We start from the raw sequence: 18693 nt of genomic DNA on the forward strand, positions 1-18693 counted from the left end.
TTATGGGAAGGTTTTTTTTAAACTCTATTTTTTCGAAAGATCTGCTAATACCTTCTTTCCATTTTCGTTTGTTGGGTCAAGCTCTACAGATTTTTTATAATTTGCAATTGCGGCTTTTTTATCGCCGTCTGCTAAATAAGCCTCACCTAAACTATCATAAGCATTTCCTGATTTTGGGAAAACTTCGGTGTTGATTTTAAAAACTTCGATCGCTTCTTTCTTTTTTCCAGTTTGTAATAATTGATATCCAACTCGATTCATATCTTCTTCCTTGACAGTATATGAAGGATCATTTTTTAGTTTTTTATAATTTTCAGTTCCATTTGCAGCGCCTTTTTCATTATAAATATCTAATAAATCAAGTGCAAGCGATTTTTTAGGCTGATTAAACGACCGATTGTACAAAATAGCACGAATTGCTGTATTCATTTCTCCCAAAACAGTTCCTCCTGTATTATTCAATAAAACAACCAAGTTTTTATCAGCAGGAATACGCGAAATAATGGTGTTAAATCCGTTAATTCCACCGCCATGTTCAACAACGTTTAATTTGCTGTTCTCTCCGTTTGGCACTTCATAAGTAGACCATCCATATCCGTAAAAACCATTCCAAGCTTTAATATAAGGTTTAAATAAAGACTCCATGCTTTTTTCTGTAAGCAGTTTGTTGGTGTAAAGCGCCTGATCCCATAAAAATAAATCTTCTACAGTTGAGTACAAAGATCCAGCTGCATACGGAAGACTCATATCAAGGTAAGCCGCATTTCTAATTGCTTTTCCTTGCCTTTCGTAACCAGCAGCTCTGTTTTTTAAAATAATATCGCTGTGATCGTAACCAGAATTAACCATTTTTAAAGGCGTGAAAATAATTTCCTGTAGATACTGCTCGTAAGTTTTACCCGAAATTTTCTCGATAATATAACCCAATAAAAAATAACCAGAATTACTGTAATTGAATTTTTCACCAGGAGTAAAATCAAGCGGAAGACTAGAAAACGTTTTTACAAACTCTTCAGGAGTATAGGGATTTCGGCTTTTATCTTTAAAGAAATTTGGAAGCGATGTATAATTTGGAATTCCAGAGGTATGCGTAAGCAACTGATGAATTGTTATTTTGTCGCCGTTTGCTTTTGGGTAATCTGGTAAATACGTTGTAATAGGAACATCTAGTTTTATTTTTCCTTCTTCGGCGAGTTTTACAATTAAAAGTGCCGTAAATTGTTTACTGATAGAACCAAGTCTAAATTTAGTATCCGTTTGATTTGGAATATTCCATTCCATATTAGCAGAACCAAAACCTTTTTTGAAGATTACTTTCCCGTTTTCAGCTACCAAAGCCGAACCGTTAAATTGTCCATACTCATTATATTTTGCTAAAAGCTGTTCAATTTGCTGTGCTTTATTTTGAGCAAAAAGGCTTACAGTAAAAAGAAGCAGCATAGTGCAGACTGCAATTGATTTGATTGATTGTTTCATGATTAACGATAATGGTTAAGATTAATGAATAATTCGTTTTTGATTGATGATTGAAACTTTGTAACGGCTTTTATTTAAGTAAGTTGAGTCTAAATTACAACGTTTTTATGAAAAATAGAGATGCCGTTAAAAGGTTAGACGATTGATTTGGATTTTGGTTTCAACATCAATCAATATTTTTTCATTTTATTTCAAATCAAGACGAATTTTGAGCATAAACATAAAGATGCTATTAGAGGTTTATGCTCGTAACTAACAATTCGTTTTATCTTCCATTAATTAATTTGAACTTATTTAAATTAACCTTTTGAGTGTAATTAATTTTATCACATAGAAACATAGATTTTGACTTCTCATAAAAGACATTTCACTTAATTGAAATGAACATAGTACGCTTATGTGAAAGAAATGTATTCCTTTTGTATTCTTTTTCCAGGCTGAAAATCTATGTTTCTATGTGTTAAATAAACATTTAGGATCAGACGAGGGCAATTACATTCAAAGGATTTTAATTATATGATTTTGCTTATAAGCAATAATATTAGAATAAGTAGTTTTATCATGATATTTAGTAGTTAAAGCATTACTTCGTTTCAATGTCGATTATTTTTTGACCAATTTCACCCAAATAATGATTCACTATTTTCTCGTAAACTTTATAACCATCGTCAACATTGGTAAAAATGATTAAACCCTGCTTTGTCTTTGGAAGTAAGATAAAAATAGTCTGAACACCTTTATCCGCACCGCCATGTGATAAAGCATAAATATTATTGCCTAAATCGTAGATTTCAAAACCAAGTCCGAAGTATTTGTTTTTTTTCGTTTCAACCTGATGTGAAGTCATGTCGTCGAAGACCTTTTTACTCAATCCATCACTATTTATTACGCTGCATAAAAACGTTCCATAATCTTCAATAGTCGTTAATAAATCATCGGCAGCGTTTGCTGTTTTGTTTTTGGTTGGTTCATAGGCGTTTCCTTTATTATCATAACCAATAGCATACCTCGAAAGATCTATTTTATCATTCCAAACTAGTTGGGTATCCGTCATTTTTAGAGGTTGAAAAATTAATTCATCCGCTAATTGATCCAGTGTTTTGTGAAACTTTTTTTCAAGTGCTTTTCGTAAATATTCTAATCCTTCGCCAGAATATTGATATTTAGTTCCGGGTTTAAATTTAAAATCCAGCTTGCCAGATTCGTTCATAAATCTCCAATTCGGAAAACCCGTTTGATGGCTTAAGATAATTCTTGTCGTTAAAAGTTTTGCGTTGGGATCTTTTGCAATATCAGGATCCGTCCAATATTTATAAAGCGGTTCATCTAAATCCCATTTACCCGAACTTACTAATTTTAGAGTCACAATGGCAGTTATAGGTTTAGTTAATGAAGCAACATTCCAAATTGTATTATAAGGCGCCGAAACATCTTTTTTAAGTTCTCCAAAAACCTTAATCTGTTTCAGTTTTCCGTCAGTAATAATTCCAATTCCTAAAGCTGGAATATTATTTTCTTTGAGCCATTTTTCTGTCTCCTGTTCATTGTCAAAAATATTAGTTTTACCCGCTGTAGAACTTGTCATTTGATGATTATAACTCAACGATCTTGCTAGTTTCCAATCTTTATTTTTTAACAGCCATAGATGTGTGAATTTGGCAAAACTACCTGCTTTCTCTGGGTTTCCTGCTGTATATTCATAAAAACGATGCGTACCCATTTGTATAGCACCATATAAAATACCATTTTTAAACAACGGATAAACTTCAGTACTTCCGTCAATTAATTCTCTTCGATAATTGTATTTTCTTGTTGGAGAACAGATGCCATTTTTAAAAGTTTTTAAAAAACGAGCCTTATCCGAAATGCTGTCTTTGTCGTGATAAAACTCAAAATCTTCAGTATAAAGATTTTCAAACTGTTTTACATCGCAAGTATTAAAACCTACATTAAAAAGAAGACTGTCTTTTGATATAATAGTTTTGTACAAGTTTGAGGTTTTGTCTTCCTGCGCAAGTCCAATTTGGATTTGAAAAAGTAAAATTCCAATTAACAGAATTTTTAATTGAAATAAAGTGCGTTTGATTTTCATTTTGTGATTGATTGATGATTAATGATTTGGCAAAATTAATTCAAACCAAAGCGCACAAAATTGTACAAATGCGAAAACTTATCTTTTTTGTGATAAAAAATAAGAATCTGGCTTAAACATTTTAGGAGTTGTTTTAGTTACATCTTTAAACTTTTTTATAAAATGCGACTGATCAAAATACTTATTATAAAGTGCAACTTCTGTCAAACTCAGTTTTTCTAGATCAGTATTTATCATTTGATCTACTGATTTTCTAAACTTCAAAATCTGAATGTATTTTTTGATAGTAAGCCCAGTTGCCATTTTAAACTTAATTTGTAATAAACGCTGCGAAGATTTTAGCTCTTGACTGATTGCCGAAACCGAAATGTCTTCTTCTTTGCTTTTTACAAATTCGCATATTTTTTCAATGACATTTTTGTCAGGATGCAAAGCATTTAATTCTTCAAAATAATTGTTTAAAACGTTTAAGAATCCGTCAATATCAAAGTTTGTTTTAACTTTAAAAGGCAATTCTTCTGCATTAATCTTGACAATAGAATCGGCAGAATCAGTTAAATCATATTTTGGAAACATCGAAAGCGCCCAAGTATGAAGCTGAACAATCGTAACTTTTGTTTTAGGCTGAATATGTACTAAAACCTTATTGGTCATTTGCGAGCAAAAGTAAATTCCTGCGCTCATCTCGTATTTGTTTTTACTAGTATGAACCTCAATTACATTTCCAGTTACAAATGCAAGATTAAAACAACCGTTTGGTAAAACAAGTTTGTTCTCAATCAGGCTTTCGCCGATGCTGTTATCCAAACACCAAATTTTATTGACAAACCTTTCCGCTTTTTGACTTACGTAATGTTCTGAGTATAATTGCATTTTAGGATTTGTCTATAGGGTATTTATCATTTTAAAAATCTCAGACTAAATTAAGATTTTTTCTATTACCATATATTTAAATAAACTCCCCAAAATAATCACGCTTAGTGTTTTTACATTCCTCCAAAATTATACTGTAATAAACATCGTCTTTGCTGTTTCTTTCAGAATCGATATAATTAAATGAATAGACTAGTTTTTAAAATGAAAGATTTCAAAACTCTTATAAGCAGCTCAAGAGCAAATAATTCATTTATTTTAAAGCTGATGTACAATTATTACTTATTTTTACGGCCTTATATATTAGATTTTCCCTGATGCAAACTTCACTAAAAATTGCTGTTGTAGGTTCTGGACTTGTCGGATCGCTGTTGGCAATTTATCTTAAAAAAGCAGGTCACACCGTTCATGTTTATGATCGAAGCCCTGATATTCGCAAAATAAATTTCTCTGGTCGTTCTATTAATCTGGCAATGTCTAACCGTGGTTGGAAAGCGCTGGATGCAGTTGGTGTTGGTGATGCAGTTCGAGAAATTGCAATTCCGATGGACAAACGTGCGATCCATTTGGTTGATAAACTCAATTTTCAGAATTATGGTCAAGAAGGCGAATCGATTTATTCGATTTCAAGAGGGAAACTAAATCGCGAAATGATTGATTTGGCCGAAAATGCTGGAGCTGAATTTTATTTTGAGCAAAAAATATGGGATGTAACGCTGAGTGATGCGACTTTACATATTGGCGAAAGCGAAAGAGGTGAGTGGGAAGAACGAAAATATGATATGGTTTTTGGTGCCGATGGTGCTTTTTCGAGAATCCGTCACAGAATGCAGCGTCAGAGCATGTTTAATTATTCGCAGGAATTTTTAAATATGGGTTATAAAGAATTGAATATTCCAGCAAATGCTGATGGAACACATAAATTAGATAAAAATTCTTTTCATATTTGGCCAAGAGGAGAGTATATGCTAATTGCGCTTCCTAATCTTGACGGAAGTTTTACCTGTACTTTATTTATGCCTTTTGAAGGTGAAAATTCATTTGCATCATTAACAGATCGCAAAATGGTAGAAGATTTCTTTGAGAAAAACTTTCCAGATTCGATCGAAGTAATTCCGGAACTGGCAAATGATTTCTTTAAAAATCCAACCAGTACTTTAGTAACCATGAAATGTTTTCCGTGGACATACGAAGATAAAATCGCTTTGATTGGAGATGCCTGTCATGCTATTGTTCCGTTTTACGGACAAGGAATGAATGCCGGTTTTGAAGATATTACGGTTTTGAATGAGATGATTGAGAAGTTTGGAGACGACTGGAAAAAGATTTTCTCAGAATATCAAATTTCAAGAAAACCAAATGCTGATGCCATTGCAGAACTTTCGTACCGAAATTTCATGGAAATGAGCACAAAAACGGCAGATGAAAAATTCTTATTGCAAAAGAAGATTGAAAAAGTCTTTTCAGATAAACATCCAGAAAAATGGATTCCGCTTTACAGCCGAGTTACTTTTAGTGATCGTCCTTATGCCGAAGCTTTGGCAATAGGCGATTTTCAAAACGGAATTATGGAAGAAGTTTTAAAACTTGATAATATCGAAAATATCTGGAACACTCCTGAGGTTGAGAATAAAATTTTGGAGCTGTTGCAAAACGAATAATTTTTTTAACCATATAAGTGATATAAGTTAATGTAATACTTTACATATAGTAAACCCGACAGGTTTTTAAAACCTGTCGGGTTTGATTTTTTATGTACGCAATGAATTCGACCTATAAATTAAATGAACTTATATCACTTATACGGTTTAATGTTTTTATTTTTTAAAGATTTTGCTCAAAACTCCAAAAACACCTCTTATAAAGGTAGCGCTTGTTACCACTTTCAAAACAGATTTTGTAACTACTTCTGTAGTGCTTGGTCCTGCTTTTGAAGATTTTGTTGGTGTTTGCTCTTCTTGCTCGGCAGCAGCTTGCGTTGCATCCTCAATTTTTTTAGTTAGAATTTCGTAAGCACTTTCGCGGTCAATTTCCTCACTGTATTTTTTAACGAGTTTAGATTTATTGTTTATTTCTTCGATTTCCTCAGCAGATAGTATATCCATTCGGCTCATTGGTGCGCGCATCATAGTTGCAACAAGCGGCGTTGGAATCCCTTTTTCGTTCAAAGCGGTAACTAAAGCTTCTCCAATTCCTAAACTTGTCAGTAACTCATCTGTTTTATAGTATTCAGAAGTTGGATAATTGTCGGCAGTTTTTTTTATGGCTTGGCGATCATTTGCAGTAAAAGCCCTAAGTGCATGCTGAATCTTTAATCCTAATTGTGCCAGAACTCCGCTTGGGACATCCATTGGGTTTTGCGTCACAAAATAAACACCAACACCTTTGGAACGGATTAATTTTACAATAGTTTCAATTTGTTCTAGAAGTGCCTTGCTGGCTTCGTTGAAAATTAAATGTGCTTCATCAATAAAAATTACTAATTCAGGTTGGTCAGAATCTCCTTTTTCGGGCATTTTTTGATAAATTTCGGCTAAGAGACTCAACATGAAAGTAGAGAACAATTTTGGTTTATCCTGAATATCTGTTAAACGTATAATGTTTACGTAGCCTTTGCCGTTTTCGTCAATACGCATTAAATCATCAGTTTCAAAAGACAATTCGCCAAAAAAGATATCGCCGCCTTGCTGTTCCAGCTCAATTATCTTGCGAAGAATTGTTCCAGTTGTTGCTGTTGAGATCTTGCCATAGTTTGCTGCGATTTCATCTTTGCCTTCTTCTGTAATATAATTGATTACTTTTTTTATGTCCTTTAAATCTAATAAAGGCATTTGGTTATCATCGCAATATTTAAAGATTACCGCAACAACTCCAGCTTGAGTATCATTTAAATCTAAAATTCTTGAAAACAAAACTGGTCCAAACTCAGAAACCGTAGCGCGTAAACGAACTCCGTCCTGCTTAGACAATGACATTAGTTCAACAGGAAATGCAGCTACATTATAAGGTACATTTATTTTTGCGTGACGTTCCGTAATAAAACCTTCTTCTTTTCCTTCTTTAGCAATACCGCTGAAGTCACCTTTAATATCCATCATTAAAACAGGTATTCCTGCATTTGATAACTGTTCAGAGAAAACCTGGATTGTTTTAGTTTTTCCTGTTCCAGTTGCACCTGCTATAAGTCCGTGGCGATTTAAAGTCTTTAAGGGAATTTTGACGTGAGCTTCTGCAATGGCTTCTCCGTCTAAAATGGCGCCGCCAAGTGTGATTGTGTCGCCTTTTGCTGAATAACCGTTATTTATTTCTTGAATGAAATTATCTTTTTTATTCATGTTTTTATTTGTAATTTAGATGATTATAAAGGTTTTGTTTGTGTTTTAACAGTTTAAACGCTGTTTTTTTAGTAAGAAAAAGCGGTTTTTGATTGAAAAGTACATAAAAAATAATTTCGCAGTTTTTTAAGAAGATTTTAAAGGAATGTTTGAATATTTACTAAAACGTTGTAATTTTTTTATAATTCGCCCTTTTTTTTGTTTTATCATAAAAACAATGCCTGCAAATTAATGCGATATTTTTTGTTTTGACGTTAAATTTGCTTCAATAAAATTAAAAAAAGTTTTTTTATTTAAACTAAAAATATAAATTTGCTCCTCTACAAGTTAAATATAACTAAAAAATAAAAATTATTTAAAACTATTAAAATTAAAAAAAATGGCAAACGTTAAAGTTAAAAAAGAAAGCACTTCAAACGGAGGAGGAATGATTACTGGAATCATTATTGTAGCGTGTATTTTAGTTGGGGTGTTTATTTGGAAAGTAATCATGGGTAGCCCAGCTAACTTCGAGGGAGGTAACCCAGAGACAGGTCACCCAATCAATACTCTAGGTATGGTATACAAAGGAGGTTTCATTGTACCAGTATTATTAGGTATGCTTTTAATGGTTGTTGTTTTTTCTATTGAAAGATTCATTGTTATCGGTAAAGCAGCTGGAAAAGCTAACTTAGATAAATTTATGAAAAGCGTTCAAGGAAGTATTAAAGAAGGAAACATCGAGGCTGCTATCGCTTCATGTGACAAACAACAAGGTTCAGTTGCAAATGCAATTAAATCTGCTTTGATTAAATATCAAGATGTTAAAAAAGAAGGATTCAACAGCGAAGAAGCTTCAGAAGTAATCCACAAAGAAATCGAAGAGGCAACTTCATTAGAAATGCCAATGTTAGAGAAAAACATGACTATCATCTCTACTTTAGTATCATTAGGAACTTTAGGAGGATTATTAGGAACTGTATCTGGTATGATTAAAGCGTTTGGTGCGTTAGCTTCTGCTGGAACTCCAGATCAAGCTGCTCTTGCAACAGGTATCTCTGAGGCACTTATCAACACTGCAACAGGTATCTCGACTTCTATCTTTGCAATTGTTTCTTACAACTTCTTTACAGCTAAAATTGACGATTTAACTTACTCTATCGATGAGGCAGGTACTACAATCGTAAACACTTACAGAAAATTCAGAGGAAGCTTGAAGCAATAATTAGTTTTTAATTATTACTATAATTACAATTAATTATTTCACAATAAAATAAAAGAGAATGGCTAAAATAAAAATGAAAAAAAAGTCATCATCGACAGATATGACTGCCATGTGTGATGTTGCGTTCCTTTTGCTTACGTTCTTTATTTTGACCGCTACTGCTAAGGTGCCTGAAGCACTGCCTGTTGATATGCCTTCTTCTACTGTACAGAGTAAATTACCAGATGCTGATTTGGCAATTATTACTATTGGTAAAGGAGATGACGGAAAGAGCAAAGTGTTCTTTGATATCAAAGGAAGAGAACTTCGCAAAAGAACTCTTGAAGGTATGGGCGCAAAATTAGGCGTGACTTTTTCAGAAGATGATAAAGAGAAATTTGCTTTGATGGATGACTTTGGTGTTCCTTTAGCAAGTTTAAAGCAAATCATCGACATGAAAGCTTCTGATAGAGTAAAAGCAAATCAACCTGGAATTCCAATCGATTCTTTAGACAATCAATTAAAAGAGTGGCTTCTTGTTTCAAGAAGAGCTGCAATTGATCTTGATGATAAAGAATTGCAGATTGCAATTAAAGGAGATGCAAAAGAAGAGTATCCTCAAATCAAAAAGATTATGGATATTTTACAAGATCAAAAAATCAATTCCTTTAACTTAGTTACTGGTATGAGAGGAAAAGACTTTTAATTAAAAAAGATACACTAAAATGGCTGAATTAAATACCGGCGACGGTGGTGGCGGAAAAGGTGGTAAAGTAAGAAGTAAAAAGCAAAATTCAAAAGTCGATTTAACGGCAATGGTGGATTTGGCATTCTTATTGATCACATTCTTTATGCTAACCACATCGTTGTCAAAACCTCAATCGATGGATTTGTCATTGCCAGATAAAGACGATGATCCTACTAAGAATAAAGATATCAAGGTAGACGAAAATCGTACGATGACGGTAATATTAGGAGAGAATAATAAATTGACTTATTATATGGGATTGTTAGAGTCTCCTATAGCTGGACCTAAAGATATTGCATATGGTAAAGATGGGATACGTAGAGAAGTTCTTAAAAGAAAAAAATCAGTTTTAGAATATTCTGCTGCTAAAGGTAAACCTAAGAATGGAATTATCGTTATTATTAAACCAACTAAAAAATCAACTTATCGTAATTTAGTTGATATGTTGGATGAGATGGCAATTACTGGGGTTGATACTTATGCAATTGTTCCTGAATTTTCACCAGAGGAAACCAAATTGATAGATAAAAAATAAGAGTTGTCTTGTTTTAACATCCTAATAATCAAGAAAAATGAAATTAGATATTATTAAAAATCAGTGGCTTGATATCGTATTCGAAGGTCGTAATAAGATATATGGTGCATATGAGTTAAGAAAAGCGAATGGAAAAACTACAATAAAAGCACTTATTGTAGGTTCTGTTATCTTTAGCTTAGCAGTTGCAGCTCCTCTTATTGTTAGCCTATTACCGGATTCATCTGATGAGGACGTAAATAACGATATTAAAATCGCGACAGTAAAATTACCTCCTAAGCCAAAAGAGGAAATTAAGCCAAATCAACCACCACCACCGCCACCACCACCAAAAGTGGATCAAGTGAAGTTTGTGAAACCGGTTGTTGCTAAGGCAAATGAAGTTACCGAAGATCCTCCTAAAATTGAAGAGCTTAAAGATAAAAAAGTAGGTTCTGAAACTATTAAAGGAGATCCGGATGCAGTTTTAACTGTTGATGAGCCAGTAGGTAAAGGGCCTGTTTCTCAGGTAGTAGAAGAAGATAACAGTGTATATAATACAGCTGGTATTGAAGTAAAACCTGATTTCCCTGGAGGGATGGAGAAGTTCTATAAATTCGTAGGAAACAATTATAAAACTCCAGAAGAAGAAGGTTTAAAAGGTAAAGTTTACGTTACTTTTGTAGTTGAAAAAGACGGTTCATTGACCGACATTAAAGTTTTAAGGGATATCGGTTACGGTACAGGAGCAGAAGCAATTCGTGTTCTTAAAAAATGTCCAAAATGGACTCCTGGCGAGCAAAATGGTAAAAAAGTTAGGGTTCTTTACTCTCTGCCTATTACTATTCAATCTGCAGAATAATGTTAAAAGATATGCTTAATAATATTCAGAAGAAATCGCTCAAAGAGCGATTTCTTCTTGTTTTAGGAATACTGTTTTTTTTAATATATCTTGTGCTTGGTTTAATGATTATGTTTTGGAAAAAACTTCCGCTAGACATGGAGCCAAAATACAGATATGCTTTTGGCGGATTGCTTATTGTTTATTCAGCAATACGTTTTTTAAGATTAATTAATTCAAATGCAGAATAATTATGCTGAAATATAGTAAGTTTTTAGGTCTGGTTGTTTTTGTTTTTTTGTTTGCCATGTGTAACCAAAAAAGCAAGAATGAATCTGATAAAGAAACAATTTTGAAAGGGTCGTTGGATATTGCAGTAGACGAAACTATAAAACCAATCGTTGATGATCAGGTGGCTGTTTTTGAAGGAACTTATTATGGTGCTAAAATTAATGTTAAGCCAGAATCTGAAGCAGAGATAATAAATGATTTGTTAAATCAGAAGACTAAAGTCGCAGTAACAGCTAGAAACTTGTCTCAAGAGGAACTTACAAGATTTGAAAAAAGTAAAATAAAACCTCGTGTAACTCCGTTTGCGGTAGATGCAATTGCTTTAATTTCGAGCAAAAGCAATAATGATACATTAATTGCGTTGAAAACGGTAATCGATTTTATGCAGGGTAATTCTAATACAGGAATTAAAGGTCTTGTATTTGATAATCCAAATTCTAGTACAGTTCGATTTATGAAAGAATTAGCTAAAGTAAAAAATGTCCCATCGCAAAACGTTTTTTCATTCAAAACAAATGAAGAAGTAATTAAGTTTGTTTCTGAAAATAGCGGAATGATTGGTGTGGTAGGAGTTAATTGGTTGTCACAGCCATCTCCAAATTTGGTTGAAATTGTGAAAAAAATTAATGTTTTAAGTGTTAAAGGACTAAAAGATGATAAGTATTATAGTCCAACACAAAATGATCTTGCGGAGGTAAAGTATCCTTTGGCACGTGAATTGTTTATTATAAATTGTCAAGGGTATAATGGTTTAGGAATGGGCTTTGGTTCATTTATTGCCGGAGATATTGGACAACGAATAGTTTTAAAATCAGGTTTATTGCCAATAAAAACACCTGGTAGAAAACTTCAAATTAGAAAAGAACTTTTAAAAGATAACGAATAAATTAATTACACTAAAGATGAATAAATTTAAAATTTTCAGTCTTGCATTTGTTGCGTCAGCTTCAGTTGTAAAGGCGCAAGATGTTAAAGAAGCTAAGAAGGCAGTTGATGCTGAGCAATTTCAAAAAGCAAAATCATTGCTTAAATCAATTATCAAGGATAAGCCGTCTGATGGTGAAGCGGATTTCGTTTTAGGAAACGTATACTTAAATCAAGGAATTGCTGATTCTGCTAAAATTTATTATTCAAAAGGAATCGAAGCATCAGATAAGAAAAACTTAAACTATATTGGTTTAGGACAATTAGAACTAGATAATAAGAATGTTGCTGGAGCTCAAGCTAATTTTGCTTTGGCTACTAAAGATATGAAACGTAAAGATGTAGATGAATTTATCTACATAGGTAAAGCATATACTAATTCAGTTAATCCTGATTATACAAATGCTGTAGCTAGTTTGAAAAAAGCGTTGTTAATTGAGCCTCAAAATGCAAATGCACTTTTGGCTATTGGTGATGCTTATTACGGAGCTAATAATCAAAACGAGGCTTACAAAGCTTACCGTGATGCTTTTACTGCCGATCCTACACTTTTGAGAGCTAAAATGCAATTAGGAGTTTTGTTAAAAGGTGCAAAATCATATGATGAAGCAATTAAATCTTTTAATGAAGTTATTGCTTTGAATCCAAACTATGGTCCAGTTTATAGAGAGTTAGCAGAGACTTACTACAAATGGGGAAGAAATAAACCTTCAACAGCAAAAGTTAACTTACAGCATGCAATCACAAACTATGAGAAATACTTAAGCTTAACAGATTATTCTTTAGATTCTAAAATGCGTCATGCAGATTTCTTAATCTTGGTAAAAGATTATAAAAGCTTAGAAACTGTTGCAAATAAAATGATTGCTGAAGATAAAGTAAACCCTAGAATTTTTAGATATTTAGGTTATGCTGCTTATGAAAACGGAAACGTTGATGTAGCGATTAAATCTCTAGAAGATTACGTTAAAGTTCCTACTAATAAAGTAATTGGAAGTGATTATATGTACTTAGGTTTGTCTAAAATTAAAAAAGGAACAAACGCTGAAGGTGCAGTAGATCAGGCTTCATTTGATGCTGGTATTGCTGATATTAAAAAAGCAGTTGAATTAGAGCCATTAGTAGTTGAAGAACTTAATGAATTAGGAAAAGGATTGTTTGGTAAAAAACAATTTGCACAAGCAGCTGCTGTTTTTGAATTCGGTGCTACTAATAAAGAATCTAAAAATTATTTAGATGATAATGTGTACTACGGTATTTCAGTTTACTATGCAAACGCAAATAAAACTAATGGTGCTGCTGATGTTGCTCAATTAGCTAAAGCTGAAGAAGCTTTTGATAGAATTTTAGTTGCTTCTCCAACTTATGATGAAGCTTACCTATACAAAGGAAGAATCAACAACTTGTTAGAGAAAGATGATTTAGTTATCAAAAACTACGAAGAATATATCACAAGAACAACTGCAAAAGGAGCTGAAGAATTAGCAAAACCTGCTACAGTGAAAAAAATGATTGAGGCTTACAATAGTATTGGTGCAGTTTATGCTAATACTGATAAAGTAAAAGCAGTTGAGTATTTTAATAAAACTTTAGTTTTAGATCCTGCAAATGCTTATGCTTCACAATCAGTGAAAGCTTTAAAATAATATAGTTTTAAACTAATTTATAAAACCCGATAGTTCAAAGTGAACTATCGGGTTTTTTTGTTCCGTATTTAATTGACTATCTTTGCACTTTAAATTATAATAATGTTATCAAAAGAAATACAATTAGAAGTAAATAAAGGAGCAATGCTGCCTTTGATGGAAGAATTTTATACCATTCAAGGCGAAGGATTTCATACAGGTACTGCTGCTTACTTCATTAGAATTGGAGGTTGTGATGTTGGGTGTCATTGGTGTGATGTGAAAGAAAGTTGGAATGCAGAATTGCATCCGCCAACAAGTATCGATGTAATTGTTAATAATGCTGCTACATACGCAAACACTGTTGTTGTAACGGGTGGAGAGCCTTTAACTTGGGATATGACATTGTTGACGAGTAAACTGAAAGAAAAAAATCTTAGAGTTCATATTGAAACTTCAGGAGCATATCCATTATCGGGAACTTGGGATTGGATTTGTCTTTCGCCAAAAAAGAATAAACTGCCAACTCAAGATGTTTATGATAATGCACATGAGCTAAAGGTGATTATTTATAATAAGCATGATTTTATCTTCGCCGAAGAACAAGCGGAGCTGGTAAATGATAATGCAATCCTATTTTTGCAGCCAGAGTGGAGTAAGAAGGAAGAAATGACACCACTTATTGTAGATTATGTTATGAATAATCCGAAATGGAGAGTTTCATTACAGACGCATAAATATCTAAATATACCATAAACAAAAAAAAACTCTTCATACGAAGAGTTTTTTTTGCTTTAGAATGATTAATGTTCGTCTATTGAAAAAATAAACGAAAACTTAATTCCAGTCTTTGTATTTTTTCAATGCTATGATATGGTTTAAATGATGGTTCCCGTGCCAGGCATACATTCCAATAATTTGCTTGATCCTATATTCAGAATTGTTTTCAGGATGAATGAAGGATTTTTCAAGATCAAGTTCTGATAAACTTTTCATGATGTATGTTAATCTGTAGTGCAGTGCCTGTAATAAATTTAATGATGATTCGATCGGCATCATTTTGCTGTCGGGCAGATCAGACCACAGCGTTTCATCATAAGCTTTTATAACAGGGTTATTTTCGGTTAAAGCCCATTTGATTCTAATATAGCAATTCATATGGCTTTCTGCACAATGATGAATTACTTGACGAACAGTCCATCCTTCAGGTCGATATGGCGTATTTAGCTGTTCGTCATTTAAGTGAATCGTTTCTTGTTTTAATCTTTCAGGAAAAGTTGCAATTTCCTCAATTTTATGAGAAATATATTCAGATGTATAAGTGTCGGGAATTGTAAATTTACCTATAGGATATTTTAATTTTTCTAGATCTAAATTTTCCATTGGTCAAAATCTTTTAAGTTATAGAGTAAGTTTGGCTAAATAATCATAGTGATCTCCTTCCAAAACTAATTCGCATTTTAGTCCATTTGCATTGGCAGCATTCTGAAGCGTGTTGTAATCTAAATACAGCCAATCAAAAGTGTCTTCTTTTTCTCCTTTGTACGATATGTTAAAAGTCAGTTCTCCATAATAATCATTATTTGAAGGAATCCATTTTCCTCCGTCCTCATCTTCGTCAAACATATATATAATGTCTGAGCTGTCAAGTAAAATCTGTCCAGACGGATTTAAGAGAGATTTTAACTTGTTTAGGTAATTATTGCAATTTTCTAATTTTCCAAAAATACCTGTTCCATTCATTAATAAGATAATCGTATCAAATTTTTCTCCTTCAAAATCTAAAATATTTTGAACATGAGCATTTTTTAACCCGCGTAATTTACAAGTTTCAATTGCTTTTTCTGATATATCGATAGAAGTAACATCTAAATTACGGTCATTTTGCAATGATAAACTATGACTCCCAGCGCCGCAGCCTACATCTAGCGTTTTTCCATAAGCTAATTGTAATGCTTTTTGTTCTAGTTTTGGCATTTCGTTATAAGAACGGAATAAATATTCAATGCTCATTTCGTCTTCTTCAGAAATTGAAGTTTCAGTTATAATATCTTCCGGAGAATTATTGGTTTGGAAATCGTAGATCGCTTTCCCAAAAAGATCTTTCATTGTATTTTAGTTCAAAGTTTGAGGTTTCAAGTTTAAAGTTGTTTAATTTTGCCGATCAACTTTAAATTTTAAACTTGAAACAAATTTTAAATAACTTAAATAAGTTAGCCAAAGATAAGCATATCGAAAACAAAAAGTATTTCGATAAGCTTAAAAAGAAGCAACCAAAGAATTTAGATTATGTAATGCAGGATTTGCATGATGCTGAGTTTAAAAAAACGGACTGTTTGCAATGCGCTAATTGTTGTAAAACAACGGGTCCATTATTTACTTTGGCTGATATTGAAAGAATCTCGAAATCATTTAGGCAAAAACCGCAGCAGTTTATTGATCAGTATCTTCGAATTGATGAAGATAAAGATTATGTGTTGAAAAGCGTTCCTTGTGCTTTTTTGGATAATGAGAATTATTGTATGATATATGATGTTAGGCCAAAAGCATGTAGAGAATTTCCCCATACAGATCGTAAAAAATTTCATCAAATCTCAGATCTGACATTGAAAAATGTTGCGATTTGTCCAGCGGCCTACAATATTGTAGAGGAAATGAAGAAAAAACTTCCACTGTAAAGAGTAGAACACTGTTTTAGTGTTTTTGAATTATTCATTTTCGTTTTTTTAGACGTATTTTTGAATAATTAGAATAAGAGAAAAAATAAACGTTTAAATACGAACTGATAAATTGAATTTAGAATATTTTATAGCCAAACGACTTATAACTGCCAAAGATTATAAAAGCAGTATATCAGCTCCTATTATTAAGATTGCTATTTCTGCCATTGCAATTGGAATGATTATGATGATTATTTCTGTAGCGACTGGAATTGGTTTACAGCAAAAGATACGTGAAAAGGTTTCAATGTTTAATGGACAGATAATTATTTCTAATTTAGATAATAATAATTCTGAAGCAACTTTAACTCCAATTTTAAAGACTCAGAGTTTTTATCCAAGTTTTAAATCCATTCCAGAGGTAAGTCATATTCAAGCTATAGCTAGTAAAGCTGGAATTATTAGAACAGAAAATGCTTTTGAAGGAATTATCTTTAAAGGTGTTGGAGCAGATTATAAATGGGAAAACCTAAAGGAATATTTGATTGAAGGACATTTGCCGGATTTTTCAAAAACATTGAATGAAGATGTTATTATATCAAAGTTTTTGGCTAATCGGCTTAATTTAAAATTAGGAGATAGTTTTAATACCTTTTTTATAAAAGAAGAAGAAGGGAAACTGCCAAACAGTCGTCGATTTAAAATTGTAGGTATATTTACTTCAGGATTTCAGGATTTTGATGCTACATATATATTAGGAGATATTAGGCATATTCAGCGAATCAATAAATGGACACCTGATCAAATTGGAGCATTTGAAGTATTTGTAAAAAACTTTAGTGAAATTAAGGAAGTCGGAAATCAAGTCTATGAACAAATACCGCCAAACTTAGACGCAAAAACAATAACCGATAAATACAGTTACATTTTTGATTGGCTTCAATTGTTCGATTTTAATATAATTGTTATTCTTGGTATAATGATTTTGGTGGCGACTATAAATATGGTTGTGGCATTGTTGGTTCTTATTTTAGAGCGTACGCAAATGATTGGAATTTTAAAAGCGTTGGGTGCTAATAATTGGGTTGTTCGAAGAGTTTTTCTGTATAATGCATTTTACTTAATAGTGAGAGGATTGTTTTGGGGTAATCTAATTGGAATTGCGTTGTTGTTAATACAACAGCAGTTTGGTGTCGTACAGCTTAATCCTGAAAACTATTATGTGAATCAAGCACCAGTGTATTTAAATTGGGGATATATCGCATTGTTGAATTTGTTGACGATCTCAGTTTGTTTCCTGGTCTTAATAGTGCCTTCATATCTGATAACAAAGATTTCGCCTGTAAAAGCTATTCGTTATGATTAATTTCTAAGCGACTTAAAAAGAAAACAAACCCGACAGGTTCTCAGAACCTGTCGGGTTTGTTTTTTATGCATATATATGTATAAGATTGCTATTATATATAAGTAAGGTTGTAGTGTTGTGTTTTATAAATTGTAAATGCTGCTATACTATATAAGAGTAAAAAAGGGAGAGCAGTCAAAAGATATTTAGGTTTTGTATTTTTTGGCAGCTTTTTCCCGCTATTCGTTTCAATCTTTTATTTTGAACCCCCAAATAAAAGGATTTCCACTTCTATCGGGGCTGTAGAATGAGCTATTAAAGGAGGAAAAGAAGAATTAAGTTCTTTTAAAGATCAAATAAGCTTTAAAAAGAGATTGTAAATCTTAGATTCTTCACCACAGAATAAGAAAAACGCTGAAAACTCTGCAAAAGCAGGGGGCTTAAAAGTGTAAAAAATAAAGAAACGACACTGTAATGGAGAAAACCCTTACAATAGATTGCGAAAAGTTGTTTTGTAAAGAATCCGTTATCAGTTAGTTAAGAAATAAAGTAAAAAAAGAATAAAAAAACTTTCAAAAAAGGCTTGTTTAAGTGGAATTGTTGTGTACTTTTGCACCCGCAACAGCGATAAACGTTCACCGAAATACTGACAAGCAAGGCAAATAAGCAGAGAAGAAATTTTCAAAAAAATATTGCGAAAAGCTTGTGAGAATGGAAAACGGATATTACATTTGCACCCCGCAAAATGCGGAAAGTTATTTGAAACACTGGTAAGGAAAATGAGAA

General features: G+C 32.6%; 18 protein-coding genes. 11 read left to right on the forward strand and 7 right to left on the reverse strand.

Going from position 1 to position 18693, the window contains the following annotated elements; all coding sequences use genetic code 11:
- Nucleotides 1-24 precede the first annotated feature (24 nt).
- From B0A81_RS13295 to B0A81_RS13305, 3 genes are all read right to left on the reverse strand, one after another.
- Nucleotides 25-1476 (reverse strand): serine hydrolase, encoded by a 1452-nt coding sequence (locus tag B0A81_RS13295; RefSeq protein WP_089058482.1) that lies wholly within the window; start codon nucleotides 1474-1476, stop codon nucleotides 25-27.
- A 583-nt stretch (nucleotides 1477-2059) separates the two neighbouring features.
- Nucleotides 2060-3568 carry a serine hydrolase gene (locus B0A81_RS13300; RefSeq protein ID WP_089058483.1) on the reverse strand — a complete coding sequence of 503 codons (1509 nt, stop codon included), beginning with the start codon at nucleotides 3566-3568 and terminating at the stop codon, nucleotides 2060-2062.
- A 78-nt stretch (nucleotides 3569-3646) separates the two neighbouring features.
- Entirely contained in the window at nucleotides 3647-4441 is a 795-nt protein-coding gene (locus B0A81_RS13305) for a helix-turn-helix domain-containing protein (RefSeq protein WP_089058484.1), read from the reverse strand.
- Nucleotides 4442-4758: 317 nt separating this feature from the next.
- Here B0A81_RS13305 and B0A81_RS13310 point away from each other — a divergent pair, with 317 nt between their 5' ends.
- Nucleotides 4759-6102 carry an FAD-dependent oxidoreductase gene (locus tag B0A81_RS13310; RefSeq protein WP_089058485.1) on the forward strand — a complete coding sequence of 448 codons (1344 nt, stop codon included), beginning with the start codon at nucleotides 4759-4761 and terminating at the stop codon, nucleotides 6100-6102.
- A 156-nt stretch (nucleotides 6103-6258) separates the two neighbouring features.
- On the opposite strand, the gene B0A81_RS13315 is transcribed toward B0A81_RS13310, so the two are convergent.
- Nucleotides 6259-7776, reverse strand: coding sequence for a helicase HerA-like domain-containing protein (locus B0A81_RS13315; RefSeq protein ID WP_089058486.1), 1518 nt, complete (start codon nucleotides 7774-7776; stop codon nucleotides 6259-6261).
- 379 nt (nucleotides 7777-8155) lie between these two features.
- Here B0A81_RS13315 and B0A81_RS13320 point away from each other — a divergent pair, with 379 nt between their 5' ends.
- The 8 genes from B0A81_RS13320 to B0A81_RS13355 all read left to right on the forward strand — a co-directional run bounded on the left by B0A81_RS13320 (nucleotide 8156) and on the right by B0A81_RS13355 (nucleotide 14658).
- On the forward strand, nucleotides 8156-8980 hold the full coding sequence (locus B0A81_RS13320; RefSeq protein ID WP_089054247.1) for a MotA/TolQ/ExbB proton channel family protein: 825 nt from the start codon (nucleotides 8156-8158) through the stop codon (nucleotides 8978-8980).
- Between the two features lie 58 nt (nucleotides 8981-9038).
- Complete coding sequence (locus B0A81_RS13325) at nucleotides 9039-9665, forward strand: ExbD/TolR family protein (protein ID WP_089058487.1); 627 nt, start codon at nucleotides 9039-9041, stop codon at nucleotides 9663-9665.
- A 19-nt stretch (nucleotides 9666-9684) separates the two neighbouring features.
- Complete coding sequence (locus tag B0A81_RS13330; protein WP_089058488.1) at nucleotides 9685-10242, forward strand: ExbD/TolR family protein; 558 nt, start codon at nucleotides 9685-9687, stop codon at nucleotides 10240-10242.
- A gap of 37 nt (nucleotides 10243-10279) precedes the next feature.
- Nucleotides 10280-11083 (forward strand): energy transducer TonB, encoded by an 804-nt coding sequence (locus B0A81_RS13335; RefSeq protein ID WP_089058489.1) that lies wholly within the window; start codon nucleotides 10280-10282, stop codon nucleotides 11081-11083.
- Nucleotides 11083-11313 (forward strand): hypothetical protein, encoded by a 231-nt coding sequence (locus B0A81_RS13340; RefSeq protein ID WP_026983456.1) that lies wholly within the window; start codon nucleotides 11083-11085, stop codon nucleotides 11311-11313. Before B0A81_RS13335 ends, B0A81_RS13340 begins: the two co-directional genes overlap by 1 nt.
- Nucleotides 11314-11315: 2 nt before the next feature.
- Entirely contained in the window at nucleotides 11316-12239 is a 924-nt protein-coding gene (locus tag B0A81_RS13345; protein WP_089058490.1) for a PstS family phosphate ABC transporter substrate-binding protein, read from the forward strand.
- 16 nt (nucleotides 12240-12255) lie between these two features.
- Entirely contained in the window at nucleotides 12256-13923 is a 1668-nt protein-coding gene (locus B0A81_RS13350) for a tetratricopeptide repeat protein (protein WP_089058491.1), read from the forward strand.
- 102 nt (nucleotides 13924-14025) lie between these two features.
- Entirely contained in the window at nucleotides 14026-14658 is a 633-nt protein-coding gene (locus B0A81_RS13355; protein ID WP_089058492.1) for a 7-carboxy-7-deazaguanine synthase QueE, read from the forward strand.
- Between the two features lie 81 nt (nucleotides 14659-14739).
- Here B0A81_RS13355 and B0A81_RS13360 read toward each other — a convergent pair whose 3' ends face one another.
- A complete protein-coding gene (locus B0A81_RS13360; RefSeq protein ID WP_089058493.1) occupies nucleotides 14740-15285 on the reverse strand; it encodes a YfiT family bacillithiol transferase in 546 nt (181 codons plus the stop codon).
- An 18-nt stretch (nucleotides 15286-15303) separates the two neighbouring features.
- Nucleotides 15304-16011, reverse strand: a complete 708-nt coding sequence (locus B0A81_RS13365; RefSeq protein ID WP_089058494.1) for a class I SAM-dependent methyltransferase — start codon at nucleotides 16009-16011, stop codon at nucleotides 15304-15306.
- 74 nt (nucleotides 16012-16085) lie between these two features.
- Between B0A81_RS13365 and B0A81_RS13370 the strand changes: the two genes are divergently transcribed.
- Nucleotides 16086-16580 (forward strand): YkgJ family cysteine cluster protein, encoded by a 495-nt coding sequence (locus B0A81_RS13370; RefSeq protein WP_089058495.1) that lies wholly within the window; start codon nucleotides 16086-16088, stop codon nucleotides 16578-16580.
- Between the two features lie 112 nt (nucleotides 16581-16692).
- Nucleotides 16693-17928, forward strand: a complete 1236-nt coding sequence (locus B0A81_RS13375) for an ABC transporter permease (RefSeq protein WP_089058496.1) — start codon at nucleotides 16693-16695, stop codon at nucleotides 17926-17928.
- 508 nt (nucleotides 17929-18436) lie between these two features.
- Here B0A81_RS13375 and B0A81_RS21755 read toward each other — a convergent pair.
- Nucleotides 18437-18693, reverse strand: a 257-nt coding sequence (locus tag B0A81_RS21755) for a hypothetical protein (protein WP_208861319.1), incomplete at its 5' end; no start/stop codon positions are given.

It is taken from the genome of Flavobacterium plurextorum, from assembly GCF_002217395.1.
Classification (GTDB): Bacteria; Bacteroidota; Bacteroidia; order Flavobacteriales; family Flavobacteriaceae; genus Flavobacterium; species Flavobacterium plurextorum.